Origin of the sequence: Luteimonas marina, from assembly GCF_007859325.1 — a bacterium.
Classification (GTDB): Bacteria; Pseudomonadota; Gammaproteobacteria; order Xanthomonadales; family Xanthomonadaceae; genus Luteimonas; species Luteimonas marina.
Genome location: NZ_VOHK01000007.1, coordinates 42685 through 60215 on the forward strand (window position 1 = coordinate 42685; position 17531 = coordinate 60215).

13 protein-coding genes and 1 pseudogene are annotated in these 17531 nt (G+C 69.7%); 10 read left to right on the forward strand and 4 right to left on the reverse strand.

The annotated features are described in order from the left end of the window. Positions 1–50: 50 nt before the first annotated feature. The 6 genes from FQY83_RS15395 to FQY83_RS15420 all read left to right on the forward strand — a co-directional run bounded on the left by FQY83_RS15395 (position 51) and on the right by FQY83_RS15420 (position 9016). Entirely contained in the window at positions 51–1757 is a 1707-nt protein-coding gene (locus tag FQY83_RS15395) for an N-acyl-D-amino-acid deacylase family protein (RefSeq protein WP_146388871.1), read from the forward strand. 281 nt (positions 1758–2038) lie between these two features. After that, positions 2039–4387, forward strand: coding sequence for a TonB-dependent receptor (locus FQY83_RS15400; protein WP_158636535.1), 2349 nt, complete (start codon positions 2039–2041; stop codon positions 4385–4387). Positions 4388–4500: 113 nt separating this feature from the next. Further along, entirely contained in the window at positions 4501–5541 is a 1041-nt protein-coding gene (locus FQY83_RS15405) for an N-acetyltransferase DgcN family protein (protein WP_146388873.1), read from the forward strand. Continuing rightward, positions 5538–6641, forward strand: coding sequence for a YkvI family membrane protein (locus FQY83_RS15410; protein WP_146388874.1), 1104 nt, complete (start codon positions 5538–5540; stop codon positions 6639–6641). The genes FQY83_RS15405 and FQY83_RS15410 overlap by 4 nt, the downstream gene beginning before the upstream one ends. After that, positions 6632–8230: a serine hydrolase gene (locus FQY83_RS15415; RefSeq protein WP_146388875.1), complete on the forward strand. Its 1599-nt coding sequence runs from the start codon at positions 6632–6634 to the stop codon at positions 8228–8230. Before FQY83_RS15410 ends, FQY83_RS15415 begins: the two co-directional genes overlap by 10 nt. Before the next feature lie 300 nt (positions 8231–8530). Continuing rightward, a complete protein-coding gene (locus FQY83_RS15420) occupies positions 8531–9016 on the forward strand; it encodes an EamA family transporter (RefSeq protein WP_425478668.1) in 486 nt (161 codons plus the stop codon). A gap of 18 nt (positions 9017–9034) precedes the next feature. Here the strand turns inward: FQY83_RS15420 and FQY83_RS15425 are convergent, their stop codons facing one another. From FQY83_RS15425 to FQY83_RS15440, 4 genes are all read right to left on the reverse strand, one after another. Then, entirely contained in the window at positions 9035–9787 is a 753-nt protein-coding gene (locus tag FQY83_RS15425; protein ID WP_238333522.1) for a glycosyltransferase family 2 protein, read from the reverse strand. Beyond that, positions 9780–11516, reverse strand: coding sequence for an ArnT family glycosyltransferase (locus tag FQY83_RS15430; RefSeq protein WP_425478670.1), 1737 nt, complete (start codon positions 11514–11516; stop codon positions 9780–9782). Before FQY83_RS15430 ends, FQY83_RS15425 begins: the two co-directional genes overlap by 8 nt. A 192-nt stretch (positions 11517–11708) precedes the next feature. After that, entirely contained in the window at positions 11709–12980 is a 1272-nt protein-coding gene (locus FQY83_RS15435) for a sensor histidine kinase (protein ID WP_146388877.1), read from the reverse strand. Next, entirely contained in the window at positions 12977–13681 is a 705-nt protein-coding gene (locus tag FQY83_RS15440; protein WP_146388878.1) for a response regulator transcription factor, read from the reverse strand. Before FQY83_RS15440 ends, FQY83_RS15435 begins: the two co-directional genes overlap by 4 nt. Positions 13682–13909: 228 nt before the next feature. Here FQY83_RS15440 and FQY83_RS15445 point away from each other — a divergent pair, with 228 nt between their 5' ends. The 4 genes and pseudogenes from FQY83_RS15445 to FQY83_RS15460 form a co-directional block, all read left to right on the forward strand. Continuing rightward, positions 13910–14707, forward strand: coding sequence for a phosphatase PAP2 family protein (locus tag FQY83_RS15445; protein WP_146388879.1), 798 nt, complete (start codon positions 13910–13912; stop codon positions 14705–14707). Further along, positions 14704–16452, forward strand: coding sequence for a phosphoethanolamine transferase (locus tag FQY83_RS15450; protein ID WP_146388880.1), 1749 nt, complete (start codon positions 14704–14706; stop codon positions 16450–16452). Before FQY83_RS15445 ends, FQY83_RS15450 begins: the two co-directional genes overlap by 4 nt. Positions 16453–16509: 57 nt before the next feature. Next, positions 16510–16881: a diacylglycerol kinase gene (locus tag FQY83_RS15455; RefSeq protein ID WP_146388881.1), complete on the forward strand. Its 372-nt coding sequence runs from the start codon at positions 16510–16512 to the stop codon at positions 16879–16881. 71 nt (positions 16882–16952) lie between these two features. Continuing rightward, positions 16953–17264 (forward strand): annotated as a pseudogene (locus tag FQY83_RS15460) (lipid-A-disaccharide synthase N-terminal domain-containing protein); the annotation flags it as partial. Positions 17265–17531 lie beyond the last annotated feature (267 nt).

Consider the following 17531-nt stretch of genomic DNA (forward strand, 5'->3'; position numbering starts at 1 on the left):
GGAGGAATGACAAGGCTGACTTTGTCTTCATGCTCCAAGGAGTCCAGACCATGCCGCGCCTCACGCTCGCCCTGCTCGCCCTCGCCCTTGCCGCCTGCAGTACGACGCCGGCGGCCGACGCACCTTCGCAGCGCTACGACCTGCTGATCCGCAACGGCACCGTCTACGACGGCAGCGGCGCCGCGCCGCTGCGCGTCGACGTGGCAGTGAACGGCGACCGCATCGCCGCGCTGCTGCCCGCCGGCAGCGCGGCTTCCGCCGCGCAGGTGCTGGACGCGCAGGGGCGCGCGGTATCGCCGGGCTTCATCAACGTACTGAGCTGGGCGGTCGATTCGCTGATCGCCGACGGCCGCGGCATGGGTGACACGAAGCAGGGCGTCACCCTGGAGATCTTCGGCGAGGGCTGGTCGATGGGGCCGCTCAACGCGCGCATGAAGGCCGATGCGATCAGGCAGCAGGGCGACATCCGCTATCCGATCGAGTGGACCACGCTCGGCGAATACCTCGATCATCTCGTGAAGCGCGGCGTCACCCCGAACGTGGCGTCCTTCGTCGGCGCGACCACGGTGCGCATCCACGAACTGGGCGAGGACGACGTCAAGCCGGACGCTGCGCAGCTGGCGCGCATGCAGGACCTCGTGCGCGCGGCGATGGCCGAAGGCGCGCTCGGCGTCGGCAGTTCGCTGATCTATCCGCCGGCGGCGTTCGCGGATTCGGCCGAGCTGGTTGCGCTGGCGCAGGCCGCGGCCGAGTCGGGCGGCGGCTACGTCGCGCACATGCGCAGCGAGGCCGACCGCTTCCTTGAGGCGCTCGACGAGACCATCGCCATCGCGCGCGCCACCGGACAGCGCGCCGAGGCCTACCACCTCAAGGCCGCGGGCGAGAAGAACTGGCCGAAGATGGCGCAGGCGATCGCGAGGATCGACGCCGCGCGCGCGGAAGGCCTGCCCGTCGGCGCGAACATGTACGCCTACACCGCCGGCGCCACCGGCCTCACCGCCGCGCTCCCGCCGTGGGTGCAGGCGGGAGGACACGCGGCCATGGTGGCGCGGCTGAAGGACCCCGCGATCCGCACGCGCGTGGTCGCGGAGATGCGCGATCCACACGTCGACTGGGAGAACCTGCGCCTGCTCGCCGGCGCCGACGATCGCGTGCTGCTGATCGACTTCCGCAACGAAGCGCTCAAGCCGCTGACCGGCCGCACGCTGGAGGACGTGGCGCGCGAGCGCGGCGCCTCGCCGGAGGAGACCGTGCTCGACCTGATCGTCGAGGACGATTCGCGCGTGGGCGCGGCCTACTTCCTGATGAGCGAGGAGAACGTAGAGCTGGGCCTGAAGCAGCCGTGGACGAGCCTGGGCTCGGATGCGGAATCCTCCGCGCCCGAAGGCGTGTTCCTGAAATCGAGCACGCATCCGCGCGCCTACGGCAACGTCGCGCGCTTCCTCGGGCACTACGTGCGCGAGCGCGGGCTGATGCCGCTGGAGCAGGGCATCCATCGCCTGACCGGGCTGCCGGCCGCGAACTGGAAGCTGCAGGATCGCGGCTGCCTGCAGCCGGGCTGCTTCGCCGACATCGTGGTGTTCGACCCGGCCACGATCGCCGACCACGCCACCTATGCCAAGCCGCAGCAGTACGCCACCGGCGTCGCCCATGTCTTCGTCAACGGCGTGCAGGTGCTGCGCGACGGCGAGCACACCGGCGCGACGCCGGGGCGGGTGGTGCGGGGGCCGGGATGGCGGGGGAGCGACGAGCTGTAGGCCCCTGCTTTTAGCCCCTTCCCCCGCTTGCGGGGGAAGGTTGGGATGGGGGCGCGAGGCGCGCAGCGCCGAGCGTTCTTCGCGAAAGGCGCCCCCGCCCCAGCCCTCCCCCGCAAGCGGGGGAGGGAGCAAGAGCAGGCCGAAAGCAATTTTCCGAACGTGTTGACAATTTTCTGATTAGGATCATGATCCCCGATCAGGATGTCCGGTGCGCGTGCCCTGACGGGGGAGCGGACCGGACGGATCCGCCAATGCCGCCGACTCGCCCGGGGAGACCAGAGATGAACGCGTTCCAGTCCGCACGCCCGTGGTACCGCTCGCCGCTTTCCCTCGCGATCGCCAGCACGCTGGCGCTGGCCGCCGCCGCGCCCGTGGTCGCCCAGGACAGTCCCGGCGCCGATGCGCCGCCGTCCGCCGCGCAGGCCGACGCGGCCATGCTCGACACCGTGGTGGTCACCGCCAACAAGCGCGTCGAGAACATCCGCGAGGTCGGCGCCTCGATCAGCGTGATCGGCGAGCGCCAGCTCGAGAACATGGGGTCCAGCTCGCTGACCGACTACGCCGCGCTGATCCCCGGCATGCAGGTGCAGAGCAGCGGTACGCCGGGCCTGACCTCGGTTTCGCTGCGCGGCATCTCCGCGCTGTCCCCCAGCGCGACCGTGGCGACCTACATCGACGAGGTCCCGGTCGGCTCCAGCGGCATCTACCAGGGCGCGAACGGGCTGATGCTCGACCTGCTGCCCTACGACATCAGCCGCGTCGAGGTGCTGCGCGGGCCGCAGGGCACGCTCTATGGTGCGGGCGCGGTCGGTGGCCTGCTCAAGTACGTGACCCGCGCGCCGGAACTGGCCGGCGACGAGTTCCGCATCGGCCTCGGCCTGCGCTCGGTGCAGGACGGCGACAGCGGCTGGAACGTACGGTTCGGCGCCAGCCTGCCGCTGCAGGAGGATCGCCTCGGCCTGCGCCTGAGCTTCGCGCGCAACGAGCTGCCGGGCTATACCGACAACGTCGTCGACGGCCGCCAGGACATCAACGGCGCCGAGCAGACCGGTGCGCGCGCGGCGCTGTGGTGGGACGGCGACGCCTTCGACCTCAACCTGTCGCTGCTGCAGCAGCGCATCCACGCCAGCGACCGCGCCACGGTCGCGCTCGACCCGGAATCGGGCGCGCCGCTGTTCGGCGAGTTCACCGGCCGGACCTGGCAGCGGCAGCCGTTCTCCAAGGACCTGACGCTGGCCTCGCTGGGCCTGGAGTGGGACCTGGGCTGGGGCGATTTCGTGTCCGCGACCGGCTGGTCGGAGACCCGGACGGTCGACCAGGTCGATTCGACCATCCAGTTCGGCGAGATTTCCAACCTGATGCTGGGCCTGCCGGACCCGGGCAGCTCGTTCGTGCGCTACGGCTACGACCTCGACAAGGTCACGCAGGAGTTCCGCCTGACCTCGAAGAGCGGCGGACGCTTCGAGTGGATGGTCGGCGTGTTCTATACGAAGGAGGACGCGCTGCAGAGCCAGTTCGCCTGGCTGGGGCAACTCGACGGTGCGCCGCTGCCGGCGCCGTTCGACGGGATGTTCGGCACGCTCGCGCTGCTGGAGATGCCGAGCACCTACGAGGAACTCGCGCTGTTCGCCAACGGCTCCTGGCGCATCGGCGAACGCTTCAAGCTCGATGCCGGCATCCGCCAGGCACGCAACGACCAGTGGTTCAGCCAGAACACCACCGCCGGCATCCTGGTGCCGATCGGCGAGGCGCCGGGCGAGTCCAGCGAGGACGTGTTCACCTGGAGCCTGAGCCCGCAGTTCCAGCTTTCGCAGGACGTGATGCTGTACGCGCGCGCCGCCAGCGGCTACCAGCCGGGCGGCCCGAACGTGGCGGTGCCCGGCATGCCGCCGAGCGTGGACTCGTCGATGCTCGACAGCTACGAGATCGGGCTGAAGTCGCAGTTCGCCGATCGCCGGGTGACGCTCGACGTGTCCGCGTTCCGGATCGAATGGGACGACATCCAGGTGGGCGCCTCGTTCAACGGCATCGGTGGCCTGGTCAACGGCGGCGAGGCGAGCAGCGAGGGCCTGGAGCTGTCGTCGCGGTTCCGCGCGACGGACAACCTGGTGCTCGGGCTCAACGGCGCCTACACCAAGGCCAGGATCAAGAACGATTTCGAGTCGACCGTGATCCCGCAGGAAGGCTACGACGTGGTCCTCAACACCGGCCTGGCCGGCGACCGCATGCCCTACGTGCCGGAATGGTCGTGGTCGGCGACCGCGGAATACGTCTTCACCACCGGCGCCGGCTTCAACGGCCAGGTGGGCGCGGCCCTGCGCTGGACCGGTGATCGCGTCAACAACACCACCGAACGCCAGCGCGTGACCGCGCCGGGCGATCCGTCGACGGTGCTGCAGGAAGTCGTGACGCCGCCGGTGGAAATCGACGGCTATCGCGCGCTCGACCTGTACGCCGGCTTCGGCCGCGGCCGCTGGGAGCTGCGCGCCTACGTCAACAACGTCACCGGCGAGGACGGCTGGTCGTCGATCTCGTCCGCCGACAACGAACTCACCGGCGCGCGCGTGCAGCTGGCCGCCGTGCCGATCCAGCCCCGCACCTTCGGCCTCGAATTCGACTACCGCTTCTGATCCGAGCGACACACGATGATTGTCATTCCTCCCCCGGATCAAGTCCGGGGTCGGAATGACATCCGTGACACCTGCGACATCTGTTAGAGGTTCAAGGACCCGAGCGCCACCGCATGCAGACCGCCGCTCCGACGCTACGCGAAGCCGAAACGCTGCCGCAGCCCTACCTGCTGTTCCTCGGCGACACCACCGAGGCCGGCTACGCCAAGACCGCGTTCGGCCTGCGCGACTGGGCGAGCGAGCGCTGCGTCGGCGAGTTCGCCTGCGCCGGCGCCACGGTCAGTGCCGGCCTGCCGTCGCTGACGCCGGCGCAGGCGCGCATGCTGGGCGCGCGCTCGATGGTGATCGGCGTCGCCAATCCCGGCGGGCGCATCCCGCCCGCGTGGCTGCCGTCGCTGCTCGAGGCCCTGCACGCGGGGCTGGACCTGATCGGCGGCATGCACGCGCGGCTGTCGGGCATCGAGCCGCTGCGCAACGCCGCGGTGGTGCATGGGCGGTGCCTGATCGACGTGCGCGAGCCGCCATCGGCGCTGCCGATCGCCAGCGGCCGCAAGCGCACCGGGCGGCGCCTGCTCACCGTCGGCACCGATTGCGCGCTGGGCAAGAAATACACCGCTCTGTCGCTGGTGCGCGCATTCCGCGGGCGCGGCGTCGACGCGCAGTTCCGCGCCAGCGGGCAGACCGGCATCCTGATCGCGGGCGCCGGCGTGCCGATGGACGCGGTGGTCGCGGATTTCGCTGCGGGCGCAGCGGAAACGCTGTCGCCCGACGCCGATCCCGCGCACTGGGACGTGATCGAAGGCCAGGGCTCGCTGTCGCATCCGGCCTATGCGGGCGTGTCGCTGTCGCTGCTGCACGGCAGCCAGCCCGACGTGATCGTCGTCTGCCACGAGCACGGCCGCGAGCGCGTGCTCGGCCATCCGCACTACGCCCTGCCGTCGATCGAGGAGACGATCGAACTCGCGCTGCGGCTCGGCGCGCGCACCAATCCCGCGATTCGCTGCGCCGGCGTCAGCCTCAACACCGGCGCGCTCGACTTCGAGGCCGCGCAACGCGCGATCGCGGACACCGCCGCGCGCCTCGGCCTGCCCGTGGCCGACCCGATGCGCGGCGGCGAGGCCTTCGCGCGGCTGGTCGACGCCTGCCTCGCATGACGCCGGCCTCCACCTGGTTCCAGCGCTACCTGCTGCCGGGCTTCGTGTTCCAGGCGGCGGTGATCGCCGGCGGCTATGCCACCGGGCGCGAACTGGTGGAGTTCTTCCTGCCGGCCGGCCCGTGGGGAGGCCTGCTCGGCATGGCGGTGAGCATGCTGGTGTGGAGCGTCGTGCTGATGCTCAGCTTCGAGCTGGCCCGGGTCGCGCGCGCCTACGACTACCGGGCGTTCTTCAAGCTGCTGCTCGGCCGCGGCTGGTTCGCGTTCGAGATCGGCTATGTCCTGCTGATGCTCGTGATCATGGCGGTGATGGGCGCGGCGGCCGGGGAGATCGCCTTCAGCCTGTTCGGCCTGCCGCGGCTGGCGGGCTCGCTGGCGATGATCGCCGCCACCGGCGCCATGCTGTTCTTCGGCTCGGCCGCGATCGAGAAGTTCCTGGTCGCGTCGGTCGGCTACCTGTACCTGGTCTACTTCGTGTTCGTGGTCTGGGCTGTGGTGGCGTTCGGCGACCGCATCGACGCGAATTTCGCCTCGGTGCCGGTCGAGGGCGGCTGGTTCAAGGCCGGCGTGACCTACGCCGGCTACAACGTCGCCACCATTCCCGCGGTCCTGTTCTGCGTGCGCCACTTCGGGCGCCGCCGCGAGGCGCTGGCCGCCGGCGCGCTGGCCGGGCCGCTGGGCATGCTGCCGGGCGTGGTGTTCTACATCGCGATGATGGGCTGGTACCACGAGATCGGCGACGAGGCCCTGCCTTCGGCCTTCCTGCTGGCGAAGCTGCAGGCGCCGTGGTTCGAGTGGGCGTTCCAGATCGCGGTGATGTTGACCTTGGTGGATACCGGCGTGGCCCTGCTGCACGCGATCAACGAGCGGGTCGCGAACGCATGGGAAGAGCGGCGCAGGCCCATGCCGCGTTCGCTGCGCCCGGCGCTCGCGGTCGGCGTGATGCTGGTCGCGGTGTACGCCGCGACCGCGGTCGGACTGGTCGATTTGATCGCCAAGGGCTACGGCACGCTGACCTGGTATTTCCTGGCGATTTACGTGTTGCCGCTGATGACCTGGGGCCTGTGGCTGCTGTGGCGGAGGAGAAACCGATGGCCGTGATTTCGAAATGCCTGCGCGCCGTCGCGATCGCAGCGGGATCCCTGTTCGCCTTGGCTGCCTTCGCCGCGCCGCCGGAAGGCTTCGACGCGCGCGTGGAGCAGGCGATGCGCTCGCGCGACGTGCCGGGCATGGCGATCGCGATCGTCGAGAACGGCGAGATCGTGCACGCGAAGGGCTACGGCGTGCGCCGGCTGGGGTCGCCGGAAGCCGTGGACGCCGACACCATCTTTCCCACCGGCTCCACCGGCAAGGCGGTGACCGCGGCGGCGCTGGCGATCCTCGTCGACGAAGGCAGGCTGGGCTGGGACGACCGGGTCATCGACCACCTGCCCGACTTCCGCATGTATGACGCCTGGGTGACGCGCGAGATGACCGTGCGCGACCTGCTGCTGCATCGCAGCGGCCTCGGCCTCGGCGCGGGCGACCTGCTGTTCATCCCGCGCAGCTCGCGCAGCCGCGCCGACATCGTGCGCGCGCTGCGCCACATCCAGCCGGCGACCAGCTTCCGCAGCGGCTACGCCTACGACAACATCCTCTACATCGTCGCCGGCGAGCTGGTGTCCGCGGTCAGCGGGCAGGACTGGGAAAGCTTCGTGCGCGAGCGCATCTTCGCGCCGCTGGGCATGCGCACCGCGACCAGCCACGAGGACGACCGCTTCAACACCGAAAACCGCGCGCAGCCGCATGCGCGCCTCGACCCGCGCCTGCGCGGCCTCGGCGCGCAGCAACTGCTGCCCGAGCGCGAAGGGCTGGGGCAGGTCGGCGCGCCGGCCGGCGGGCTGTCGTGGAGCGCGAACGACTTCGCGCGCTGGCTGCAGGCGCAGCTCGCGCTCGGCGCCGCGCCGGGCGGCGAGGGCAAGCGGCTGTGGAGCGAGGCGAACGCACGCGAGATGTGGACCCCGCAGGTGCCGGTGCCGATCCGTCCGTTCCCGGCGCCGATCGCCGACATCACGCCGCAGTTCTCCGGCTACGCGCTGGGCTGGAACGTGCAGGACTACCGCGGCGTCAAGGTCGTGCAGCACGGCGGCGCGGTGTTCGGCGTGCTGGCCTACGTGGTGCTGGTGCCCGAGCGCAACCTCGGCATCGCGCTGCAGGTCAACGCCGAGGACGTGGAGGTGCTGCGCGGCCTGGGCTACGAACTGCTCGACCACTACCTCGGCTTCGAACCGCGCGACTGGGTGGCGGCGTTCACGCAGTGGAACCGGCAGCGCCTCGAAGGCGGTCTTGCTGCGCTGGAGGCGATGGGCAAGCAGGTGCGCAAGGCGTCGCGTCCCTCGCTGCCGCTGGCGGGCTACACCGGCGACTACGCCGACGCATGGTACGGCCCGATCGCCATCGCCGAGCGCGGTGGCAGGCTGCGCATCGATTTCCGGCAGACGCCGGACATGCAGGGCACGCTGACCCACTGGCAGTACGACACCTTCCGCGCCGACTGGGACGACGCGTCGATCGAACCGGCCTACGTGACCTTCGCGCTGGACGCCGGGGGCAAGGTCGCGCGGATTACGATGAAGGCGGTCTCGCCGACGGCCGACTTCAGCTACGACTACCACGACCTGCTGTTCGAGCCGCGGGCAACAGGCCACTGATCCACACCTCTTTTGCAGGAGCGGCTTCCAGCGCGACCGTATCCGGTCCCGTCGAACATGCGGTCGTGGCTGAAGGGAACCTCCAAAACTGTCATTTCGAGCGTAGCGAGAAATCCAAGCGCTTGAAAAGCAAGATTTCTCACTGCGTTCGAAATGACAAGTTCTGGATTTTTAGAAGTTCCCTGAAGCCGCTCCTGCAAGCTCCGGATTTTTGGGCTGCAGTCGATGCGCGGCTTCCCGAGGATGGCCAATCATGGACGTGACCCCGAGACAGCCTGCCGCGGAACCGTCCGGCATGAGATGCTGCGCCCGCCGCCTGCCGGCATCGCTGCGATCAACGGAGGTTTCACCATGCCGTCTTCCCCGAACTGGCTGGTATGGGCATTGCTATCGGCATGCTTCGCGGCGATCACCGCGGTGCTCGCCAAGGTGGGCGTGAAGGGCGTCGACTCCGACCTGGCGATGGCGATCAGGGCGGCCATCGTCGCGATCATCGCGGTGCCCTTCGTGATGGTCGCCGGGAAGTGGTCCAACCCGTTGGACCTGCAGCCGCGGACGCTGGTGTTCTTGGCGCTGTCCGCGTTCGCGGCGGGAGCGTCCTGGGTCTGTTACTTCAGGGCGCTGCAGATCGGCGAAGCATTCAAGGTCGCGCCCATCGACAAGTTCAGCGTCGTGCTGGTCGCGGTGTTCGCCTTCATGTTCTTGGGCGAGCGTCCTTCGGGCCGGGACTGGGCGGGGATCGGCCTAATCACCACGGGGCTGGTGCTGCTGGCGCTCAGGCGCTGAGCGGGGACACGGCCGACATCAGCCCAGCTCCTCGGCGGCGGGAAACTTCGCCCGCTTGATCAACCAGGCCACGCCGAGCAAGTCACTGATCCCGACCAGGGCGCGGTCGAGGTTGTTGTACTTGGAGGCGCCGCGCGTGCGCGGACGATGGTTGACCGGCACGCTTGCGGTTCTCCAGCCCGCGCGCTGCATGAGCGCCGGCAGGAACCGGTGCATGTGGTCGAAGGCCGGCAGGTCGAGGTAGGCCGCGCGCTCGAACAGTTTCATGCCGCAGCCCGTGTCCGGCGTGTCGTCGCGCAGCAGGCGGCCGCGGAGGGCATTGGCCCACTTCGACGCCCAGCGCTTGCTGCGCGAGTCCCTGCGCTGTGTGCGCCAGCCGGCGAACAGTTTCACCTCCGGCGGCGAGCGGTCGCGTTCGGTGCAGAGTCTGGCGATGTCGGCAGGATCGTTCTGGCCGTCGCCGTCCAGCGTCGCGATCCATTCGCCGCGCGCCGCCCTCACCCCGGTGCGGATCGCCGCGCTCTGGCCGGCGTTGACCGAATGCCGGATGATGCGCAGTTCCGGCACCTTCGCCTTCAGCGCATGGAGCACGGCGAGCGTGTCGTCGGTCGAACCATCGTCGACGTACAGGATTTCGAACACGAGCGTGCCGCGCGGCAGCGAGGCGAGGATCTCGCGCACCAGCGGCGCGACGTTGTCCTGCTCGTTGAACGTGGGCACGACGATGGAAAGCGCAGGCCGTTCGACCCTGTGCGGAACGGGCCTATTCACGGTCGGGCAGGTCCTGCGGGAACGGTGGGGTCGTGCAGTCGCCCGCGACGGCGGTTCCGGGAACCAGCAGCCAGCTGCGGCGGTTGGATTGCCCGATGGCGAGGCTCCTGTCGCGGTCGACGCAGGGCCCCAGCGCTTCGCCGAGCACGAACAGCCAGCGCCGGCGCGGCGCGGCGCGGACCCAGTCGCCGGCCTCGCGCCACTGCTCGTGCCAAGGGCGCTTGAAGCCGAATTCGGCGACCGGTCGGTCGGCTTGCAGGAGGTTCTGTTCGCGCCAGGCGATCAGGCCCAGTTCCGCGTCGGGTCCGATGGCCTGCCCGGCGCGATCCATGATCTGCCGCGCCGAGCCGGACGCATCGATGGCGGGCATGAAGCCAAGTCCCCACGTCGCCCAGAGCCAGCAGGTGAACAGGACCAGGGCGTTGCCGATGCGGCGCGCGCCGAACACCGCGAGCAGGACGCAGCCCGCAAACCCGAGCGTCAGCAGCCAGAGCAGGAGGCTGCGCTCGTCCGACCACGGGATCTCGCGCTGTGCGGCGAGGCGCCGCGCCCAGTCGCTCCAGCCGGCCAGCGCCGCCATCGAGGCCATCGTGGCCAGGCCCGACAGGACGGCGAGATAGGCGGCGAGCACGCGCTGTACGCCAAGTTTGCGCAACAGCCCCGGGAGCAGGGGCGCAGCCGCGAGGCACAGCGCGGGCAGAGCCGGGAAGATATAGACCTCGCGCTTGCCCGGGCTCAGGCTGAAGAAGACCAGCACCAGCACGCTCCAGCCCAGCAGCAGGACCTGGCGCGGATCCATGCGCCGCAGGCGACGCCACCAAGCGGGCACCAGCCACGGCAGCAGCAGGGCGCCGGGCAGCCAGAGCGTGGCGATGACCTGCAGGTAGTACCACCAGGGCTGCACGTGCATCCAGGGATTGGCGTAGCGCTCCCCGGTCTGCTTGAACAGCAGTTCGCGCGTATAGCTTTCCAGCGCCGGATCGGGATCGAGCGCCAGCGTCGCCAGCAGCGGTCCGAGCCAGACGGCGGTGCCCGCGAGGAAGGCGAACCCGGCGCCGAGCCAGTCCAGCGCCGATCCGGTGCGGGGAAGGGCCGCTTCCCGCCGGTGCGACAGCAGCGCCCAGGGCAGCAGTACCAGCAGCGGCAGGAAGCCGACGCCCTTGGTCACCGTGCCCAAGCCGGCCGCGAACGCGCCCAGCCACAGCAGCCCGCGCGAGCGCGCGACCAGCAGGTGGCGCAGCAGGGCCCACAGCGCCAGCGTCGTCAGCGCCACCAGCACCATGTCGATCTGCCCGCGCTTGGCCTGCAGGCCGAACTGGAGGCAGACCCACAGCGCGCCGGCGGCGTGCCAGGCGATGCGCCTGGACCACAGCCGCGCCGCCAGGTCCCAGGTGAGCCAGAGCGTGACCAGCGCCGCCAGCAGCGACGGCAGCAGGAAGGCGATGCGCCAGTCGCGCACCAGCGTGTACGCGGCCGCCTGCAGCCACATGAAGACGGCAGGCTTCTCCGCATAGAACTCCTGCCCGCGATGCGGAACGAGCCAGTACCCGCTCTCCACCATCGCCTTTGCCGACAGGACGAATCGCGGTTCGTCCGCCGGCATCGGTTCGCGCATGCCGATGCCGGCGGCCAGGCCCAGCGCCACCAGTGCGACCCAGGCCGCGGCCTGCCAATGCGAAGGTTTCAATGTCGGCAGCACGCGAAGGACCGGCGGAATCGATCGCGGCAGTCTTGCGGCGCATGTGTCGGACAACTGTCGGAATGGCTGAACCGATCCCGACTCCGTTCTCGTCATCCCCGCGAAGGCGGGGATCCAGCGCCTTTGCGCAAGGCCAAATGGATGACCAGCCATTCGACTGTTGAAAAGCGCTACCCGCCTTCGCGGGGATGACGGACTCGTGTCGCCCCGATCGCGCCCGACTCAGCGCAGCGTCAGTACGCTCGTCGTGCCGCGCGCGCGATCCGAATACAGCTCCAGCTTCCAGCCCAGGTGCTCGCAGAGCCTGGAGATCAGCTCGAGTCCGATCCCGCCGCCGCCGCGATCGCCGCCGCCCCTGGCCAGGCGCGCATAGATCGCGCTGATCTCCTCGGGCGTCATGCCGTGGCCGGGGTCGTCGATGACGACGGTGGCCGGCGCCTCCAGGCGGATCGTGATTTCGCCCTTGTCGCTGTTCTCGATGGCGTTGCGCAGCAGGTTGCCGATGGCCGCCTGCACGATCGGCAGCGGCGCGAGGAGTTCGATCGACGGCAGCGGGGCCACGGTGAGGACGAGATCCTTGTCGCGGGTCAGGTGGCGATGGTCCTCGACGATCTCCAGCAGCAGCTGGTCGAGCGCGACGACGTCGCTGGTCTTCGGCAGCCGCGCCGGATCCTTCGCCAGCACCAGCAGCAGCGAGATCAGCTGCTCGACATCCCGCGCCGTGCGCCGGATCCGCGACAGCTGGCCGCGGGCCGCGCCGGGAAGGTCCGGCTGCTGCAGCGCGATCTCGGTCGCGCCGGCGATGACGGCGATCGGCGTGCGCAGCTCGTGGCTTGCGGTATCGACGAAGGCGCGCTCGCGCTCGGTGAAGCGGTCGTGGCGTTGCAGGTAGTCGTTGAGCGCGTCGGCGATGATGACCAGCTCCGCGCTGGCCTCGTCGGGAACGTCGATCCGCTGGCCGGGCTGGTCCGGGCGCAGGCCGCCGATCTTGCCGGCCATCGTCGCGATCGGCCTGACCAGCCGGTTCACGCTCCAGCCGGTCACCAAGCCCAGCAGCAGGACCATCGTCGCCGTCGAACCGAAGACCGTGAGCCACATGTCGGCCTCGCGCTGCTCCAGGTCGGCGATGTTCAGCGCCAGCACGACCGGCTGGCCGTCGACCGTGCGCACCAGCGCGACGCTCTCCACGCCCTCCAGCATGATCTCGTCGTACACGCCGGCGGGCAGGTCGCGCAGTTCCTGCGGGATCGGCGCGGCGGTGCGGCCGTCGTACAGCGAGATGCTGTCGGTGTCGATCCAGCGGTAGGACGGGTCGCGCTGCTGCTGCTCGATGATGTGGTCCATCTCGGTGTCGAGCAGGGTTTGCCAGACCAGCGCTTCTGCGTGCTCGTTGACGAAGTAGCCGTGCGCCATGATCGCGAGCGTCAGCACGACGATGTAGCCGAGCAGGGCGAGCAGGATGCGGCGGCGCAGGCTGGTCCTGGCGGGCGTCATCGGTCGGCTTCCCCGTCGCCATCGGCAACGCCCGGCGCGACCAGGCGATAGCCCACGCGGGGCAGCGTCTGGATCAGCTTGTCGGAAAACTCGCCGTCGACGCTGCGCCGGAGTTCGTAGATATGCGAGCGCAGCATGTCGCCGTCCGGCGGGCTGTCGCCCCACAGGGCGTATTCGAGCCGTTCCCGGGTCACGGCGTTCGGGCTGGAGCGCATCAACACCTCCAGCAGCTTCCTGCAGGCGGGATACAGGTGCAGCGAGCGGCCCGAGCGCGTGACCTCCAGCGTGCCCAGGTCCAGTTCGAGGTCCGCCACCTGCAGCACGCGCGCGCCCCCGCGCTTGCCCGCGCGCGCCACCAGGGCTTCCAGCCGCACTTCCAGCTCCGGCAGTTCGAAGGGCTTGGTCAGGTAGTCGTCCGCGCCGGCGCGGAACCCGGCGATCTTGTCGGGTAGTTCGTCGCGCGCGGTCAGCATCAGCACGGGGGTTTCGATGCCGGCGCTCCGCAGGTTCTTCAGCACCTCGTGCCCGTCCATGCGCGGCAGCATCCAGTCCAGCACGATCGCGTCGAAGGTCTGGGTGACGGCCAGGTGCAGGCCGGTCCTGCCGTCGGGCGCGACGTCGAGCATGTGGCCGAGGACTTCGAAGTACTCGAACAGGTTCGTGACCAGATTGCGGTTGTCCTCGACGACCAGAATGCGCATTGCCCTCGACCTTGCGATGGAACCCGATGCCCTGCAAAGCGTCCGGTCCCGGGCGTCGGAACTTTGTCGGAGGCGGGCGCAGCTGAACCGGGGTTGTCTGCAACCGTCGCGGGCCGGGAGCGAGGGTCGCGATTAACCGATTGTCAATCCGGCTCCTACTTCTCTCCGACGCCGCAGCTCACACCATCGCCGCACCTTTTCAACGCGGCGCATCGCCGCCCCCGTTCCATGACGATGGTGCAGCATACCGACAAACCCGCCGTGCCCGACCCGGCCGGTGTGTTCGGACAGGTTCCCCGCGACGAACTCCGGCATGGCCGCGGATTCGCCCTCCGGCATCTGTGGCTGCCGCTGGCGGGCTTCCTCCTGCTCCTTGCGGTGGCGACGCTCGGGCATGGCGACCAATGGCTGGCCGATCGCATCTATGCCTGGGGCGGGCAGTCCTGGCCGCTGCGCAACGGCTTCGTGGCCGACCGGCTGATCCACGTGGCGGGCCGCAACCTCAGCGCCGCGGCCTGGCTGCTGGTGGTGCTGGCGTGGGTGGCAACGCATGTCCTGCCGGACTGGCGATTCCTGCGCAGGCCATTGGCCAGCCTGCTCGTCGCGGTCCTGCTGTCGACCTTGCTGGTGGCCTGGGTCAAGTCCTGGACGAACATGGACTGTCCCTGGGACCTCGTGCGCTACGGAGGCGACAGGCCCCTGATCGACCTGTTCGCCCTGCGCCCGGTCGGGCTCGGGCGCGGCGCCTGTTTTCCCGCGGGCCACGCGAGCGCCGGCTATGCCTGGATGGCGCTGTACTTCTTTTTCGCCAGCGTCGCCCCGCGCTGGCGCTGGGCCGGGCTGGCGGTCGGGGTGGGGCTCGGGCTGCTGTTCGGTTTCACCCAGCAGCTGCGCGGCGCGCATTTCCTGTCCCATGACATCTGGACGGCGGCCCTGTGCTGGGCGACGGCGCTGCTACTGTACCTGCCGTTCCGGCGCGATGCCGATGGACGTGTCCCGATGCGCGGGCGCGGAGTGCCCGCATGAGCACGCTTCCCGTCCGCCTGGTGCAGGGTATCCGCCAGCGCGAGATCGACTGGAGCTGGCGGCCGGAGATCTCGATCGAGGCGCTGGTGCTGGCCACCAGCCTGTTCTTCGCCCTGGCCTGCAACCGGATGTTCTGGCGCAGCGCGCTGGCCTCGAATCCCGGCAGCCTCGGGTTCGCGCTGTCGCTGCTGGTGCTGCTCGTCGCCGTGCACGCGCTGCTGCTCGGCGTGTTCCTGTGGCGCTGGAACGCCAAGGCGGTGCTGACGGTCCTGCTGGCGACCACCGCGCTGGCGACGCACTACATGAACAGCTACGGCGTTTACCTGGACGCGGACATGGTGCGCAACGTCCTGCAGACCGACCTCAAGGAATCGGGCGAACTGATGACCTCGGCGCTGCTGGTCCCGCTGCTGCTCCACGCTGTCCTGCCGATCGCGATGCTGTGGCGGCTGCGACTGCGCAGGCGCAGGCCCGGACGGGCGCTGCTGGTGCGGGCCGGCTTCCTCGCCGGCGTGGCGATCGTCGGCGCGCTGGGCGCGATGCTCTCGTTCCAGGACGTCTCGTCGCTGATGCGCAACCACCGCGAGGTGCGCTACCTCGCCACGCCGGTCAACTACCTCGTCTCGCTGCGGCAGAGCCTGAAGTCCGATCCGCCGATCCGGAACATCCCGAAGGCGCCGGTCGGACAGGACGCGGTCGCCGCCGTGCGCGCGCCGGGCGGCCGCCCGCGCCTGCTGCTGATCGTGCTGGGCGAGACCGCGCGTGCGCAGAACTGGGGATTGAACGGCTACCCGCGGCAGACCACGCCGGGGCTGGCGCAGACCGATGGCGTGATCAACTTCAGCGACGTGCAGGCCTGCGGCACCAGTACCGAGGTCTCGGTGCCGTGCATGTTCTCCCCCTTCGGCCGGCGCGACTACGACGCGAAGAAGATCCGCTCGCATCAATCGCTGCTGCATGTGCTCGAGTACGCCGGCATCGCCACGGCTTGGCGCGACAACCAGTCCGGGTGCAAGGGCGTGTGCGATGGACTGGAGCAGGAACGGCTGGGCGATGCGAAGGATCCCGCGCTGTGCGGCAGCGGTCGCTGCATGGACGAGATCCTGCTCCGCGACCTGCCAGCGCGGGTGCGCGGCCGGCCCGGCGACCGCGTGGTGGTGCTGCACCAGCTGGGCAGCCACGGGCCGAGCTATTTCCAGCGCTATCCGGCCGGCTTCAGGCGCTTCACGCCGACCTGCGACACCGCCGACCTGGGCAGGTGCACGCGCGAGCAGATCGTCAACACCTACGACAATTCGCTGCTGTACACGGACCATGTCCTCGTCCGCGCGATCGACGAGCTGCGCGCGCTGCCCGACTACGACACGGCGATGATCTACCTGTCCGACCACGGCGAATCGCTCGGCGAGAAGGGGCTGTACCTGCACGGCGTTCCCCATGCCATCGCGCCGCGCGAGCAGACGCACGTGCCGATGGTGATGTGGTTCTCGCCGGGGTTTTCCCGCAGCCGCGGGCTCGACCTGAAGTGCCTGGCCGGGCGCGCCGGGCAGCGAACCGACCACGACAACCTGTTCCCGTCGGTGCTCGGCCTGATGCAGGTCGAGACCGCCGTCTACGACCCGAACCACGACCTGTTCGCCGCCTGCCAGAAACCTGCGCCGGGGATGCCCGGTCGCGCGCGGGGCACGGCCGTCGCGCCATCCGCACGGGATGCGGCCCCGGTCGTTTCGGCCATTCCACGTTGAGCCTGCGCATGCACATTCCCCATTCCCTTGCCCGCACCCGACGGATCCGGAGCCGCCATGCCGGGTGACTACGGACACCTGCCGCGCGGGCCGCGAAAGATCTGGAAGGCGACGGTCTGGTCGCTGCAGGGACTGCGCGCGGCATGGCTGCACGAATCCTCGTTCCGGCTGGAGCTGTTGCTCGCCGCCGTGCTGGTGCCGGTCGCCCTGTGCCTGGACCGCAGCGGAATCGAGCGCGCGGCCCTGGTCGCCAGCGTGATGCTGGTGCTGGCGCTGGAACTGCTCAATTCATCGATCGAGGCCGTGATCGAACGCTACGGCCCCGAGCATCACGAACTCGCCGGGCGCGCCAAGGACATGGGCTCGGCGGCGGTGTTCGTCGGCCTGCTTGCGGCGCTGCTGGTGTGGCTGCTGGTGCTGCGGGGATAGGGCGCGCGAATGCTGGCCGGGCGCCCGGCGCGATTTTCCAGCGATCAACGAAACCTGAGTGAGCGTGTCCCATGGACTTCATGAACGACCCCATCGGCTGGCTGGCGTGGACCGGCGTGCATCTGTCGCCCTGGAAACTGATCGGGCTGACCGGCGCTTCGCTGTTCGGCGCCCGCTGGCTGGTGCAGGCGCTGGCGTCGCGCCGGCAGCGCAAGCCGGTCATCCCGCGCCTGTTCTGGTACATGAGCCTGGCCGGCAGCGCGATGACGCTGGCGTACTTCCTTTTCTCGGCGAAGCAGGATGCCGTGGGCGTCCTGCAGAACCTGCTGCCGACCTTCACCGCCGCGTACAGCCTGTGGCTGGACATCCGCCATCGCGGTTGGCATTCGGCCGCGCGCGGGCAGGTGCCGCGCGCGGCGGCGTCGCCGGTGGCGTCAAGGGAGACGCGGGGGCTGGCTGCCGGTGGGCGGGCGTCGGGGGCGTAGCCCCGACCTACGGATTGCTTCTGTCCGTCATTCCGGCGAAAGCCGGAATCCATTTTGACTTTGCCGTTGGTCTTCTCTGGAAATACCGACAATGAAGCAAAATGGATCCCAGCTTTCGCTGGGATGACGGCGCTACACGTTGTAGAGGATCGGGAGGAAAACGCG

Excerpts from the sequence above, each read along its gene's own strand:
- FQY83_RS15435 (WP_146388877.1), bottom strand. The coding sequence starts at position 12,980 with ATGACGCCCGCCAGGACCAGCCTGCGCCGCCGCATCCTGCTCGCCCTG.
- FQY83_RS15455 (WP_146388881.1), top strand. The coding sequence starts at position 16,510 with ATGCCGGGTGACTACGGACACCTGCCGCGCGGGCCGCGAAAGATCTGG.
- FQY83_RS15420 (WP_425478668.1), top strand. The coding sequence starts at position 8,531 with ATGCTGCGCCCGCCGCCTGCCGGCATCGCTGCGATCAACGGAGGTTTC.
- FQY83_RS15450 (WP_146388880.1), top strand. The coding sequence starts at position 14,704 with ATGAGCACGCTTCCCGTCCGCCTGGTGCAGGGTATCCGCCAGCGCGAG.
- FQY83_RS15440 (WP_146388878.1), bottom strand. The coding sequence starts at position 13,681 with ATGCGCATTCTGGTCGTCGAGGACAACCGCAATCTGGTCACGAACCTG.
- FQY83_RS15395 (WP_146388871.1), top strand. The coding sequence starts at position 51 with ATGCCGCGCCTCACGCTCGCCCTGCTCGCCCTCGCCCTTGCCGCCTGC.
- FQY83_RS15415 (WP_146388875.1), top strand. The coding sequence starts at position 6,632 with ATGGCCGTGATTTCGAAATGCCTGCGCGCCGTCGCGATCGCAGCGGGA.
- FQY83_RS15445 (WP_146388879.1), top strand. The coding sequence starts at position 13,910 with ATGACGATGGTGCAGCATACCGACAAACCCGCCGTGCCCGACCCGGCC.
- FQY83_RS15400 (WP_158636535.1), top strand. The coding sequence starts at position 2,039 with ATGAACGCGTTCCAGTCCGCACGCCCGTGGTACCGCTCGCCGCTTTCC.
- FQY83_RS15405 (WP_146388873.1), top strand. The coding sequence starts at position 4,501 with ATGCAGACCGCCGCTCCGACGCTACGCGAAGCCGAAACGCTGCCGCAG.
- FQY83_RS15410 (WP_146388874.1), top strand. The coding sequence starts at position 5,538 with ATGACGCCGGCCTCCACCTGGTTCCAGCGCTACCTGCTGCCGGGCTTC.